Source organism: Streptomyces sp. SID5643, assembly GCF_009872555.1.
Taxonomy (GTDB): domain Bacteria; phylum Actinomycetota; class Actinomycetes; order Streptomycetales; family Streptomycetaceae; genus Streptomyces; species Streptomyces iakyrus.
In genome coordinates, this window is record NZ_WWIC01000363.1 from 1 (window position 1) to 1,962 (window position 1,962).

At 70.9% G+C, this 1,962-nt stretch carries 1 protein-coding gene; it reads right to left on the reverse strand.

Annotated features, from left to right (window positions below; translation table 11 throughout):
• The coding region (locus GTY56_RS38995) for a non-ribosomal peptide synthetase (RefSeq protein ID WP_161369982.1) at positions 1-1,962 on the reverse strand (1,962 nt) is incomplete at both ends.

The following is a 1,962-nucleotide window of genomic DNA, read 5'->3' on the forward strand; positions in this document are numbered from 1 at the left end:
CCCACCGGCACCGGCGACAGCCGCTCGTCCAGCACATACAGCTGCGTGTTCGCCACCGGACGCCCGATCGGAACGGACTCCCCGACCTCCTGCCCCGCCCGCACCTCGAACACGCTGCATCCGACGACCGCCTCCGTCGGCCCGTACTCGTTCACGACGACCGAGTCCGGCGACCGCTCCAACCACTCACGGACCACCACACCCGGCAACGCCTCACCACCCACCACCCACGTCCGCGCCGCAGAAGCCGCCTGCTCGTCGGTCAACAGCTCGGACAGCAAAGGAAGATGCGCGGGAACGACCTTGGCGACGGAGAACTCGTCGTGATCACCGATCAGTTCCGCCAGACCCTCGGCACCACCCGCCGGGCTCACCACCACGGCGGTACCCGACACCAGCGGCACCAGCACACTGGTGACCGTCAGGTCGAACGCGAGCGACGAGTGCAGGGGCACGTGGCCGCCGCCCTCTTCCGCTCCGTACCTCCGGGCGGCCCACATCAGGTAGTTCACCAGTCCGGCGTGGGTGACCGCCACACCCTTCGGGCGTCCTGTCGAGCCCGAGGTGTAGATGACGTACGCCAGACCGCCCCGATCCACCGTGACCTCGGGCGGCGTCACCGGGACGGCCGCCAGCCGGCTCGCCGTCAGCGGGTCGTCCAGCACCACTCGTGCGACGCCCTGAGGCAGCACTCCACCCAACTCGGTCGTGGTCACCACAGCCGTCGGCGCCGCGTCCTCGATCATGAACGTGATGCGGTCCGCGGGGTGTTCCGGATCGATCGGCAGATACGCTCCGCCGGCCTTCAGCACGGCGAGGAGCGTCACCATCAGCTCCGGGGAGCGTTCCAGGATCACGCCGACGACCGACTCCGGGCCGACCCCCCGGTCCGTCAGCAGCCGGGCGAGCCGGTTCGCCCGGCCGTCCAGCTCCGCGTACGACAGCTCGGCCTCGCCGCACACCACGGCCGCCGTGTCCGGCGTCCGCGCCACCTGCGCTGCGAAGAGCTCCACCGCCGTCACCCGCGGCACGTCCGCCGCCGTGTCGTTCCACTCGGTCAGCATCCGGTGGCGCTCACCCTCGCCGAACACGTCCACCGAGCTCAGCCGGGTGCCCGGGGCGTCCGCCAGAGCCGACAGCACCCTCCCGAGCCGGTCACCGATGTCCCGGGCGGTGTCCGCGTCGAAGAGGTCCGTGGCCGCGGTCAGCACACCGCGCAGACCTGCGGGCGCTCCCTCCTCGAAAGCCTCCTCGAAGCCCATCTCCAGATCGAACTTCGCCACCGGCATCCCGGCCGGCTCCGGATACGTCCGCAGGTCCGGCAGCTCCAGCACCGCCGCGCTGTTGTTCTGCAGCGTGAGCATCACCTGGAACAGCGGGTGGCGTGCCATCGAGCGGACCGGGGCCAGCTCCTCCACGAGCTTCTCGAAAGGCACGTCCTGATGCTCGTACGCCGACAGGTTCGTCTCGCGCACCCGCGCCAGCACCTCACGGAACGTCGGGTCGCCCGACAGATCCGTGCGCAGCACCAGTGTGTTCACGAAGAACCCGACCAGGTCCTCGAGCGCCTCGTCCATGCGTCCGGCGTAGGCCGTGCCGACCGGGATGTCGGTGCCCGCCCCCAGCCGGGAGAGGAGGACTGCCACCGCGGTCTGCAGCACCATGAACAGACTGACGTCCTCCGCCTGCGCCACCTGCAGCAGGCGCGCGTGCACCTGTGCCGGTACCTCCACCGCCATCCGGTGTCCACGGTAGGAGGCCACCGCCGGACGCCGGTGGTCGAACGGCAGCTCAAGCGCTTCCGGTACGCCGGCCAGCGCCTCGCGCCAGTACCCGACCTGACGGGACATCACACTGTCGGGGTCCGTGGCGTCGCCGAGCAGCTCACGCTGCCAGAGGGTGTAGTCGGCGTACTGCACCGGCAGCGGCGCCCACTCCGGGGCCCGCCCCGCGCACCGCGCC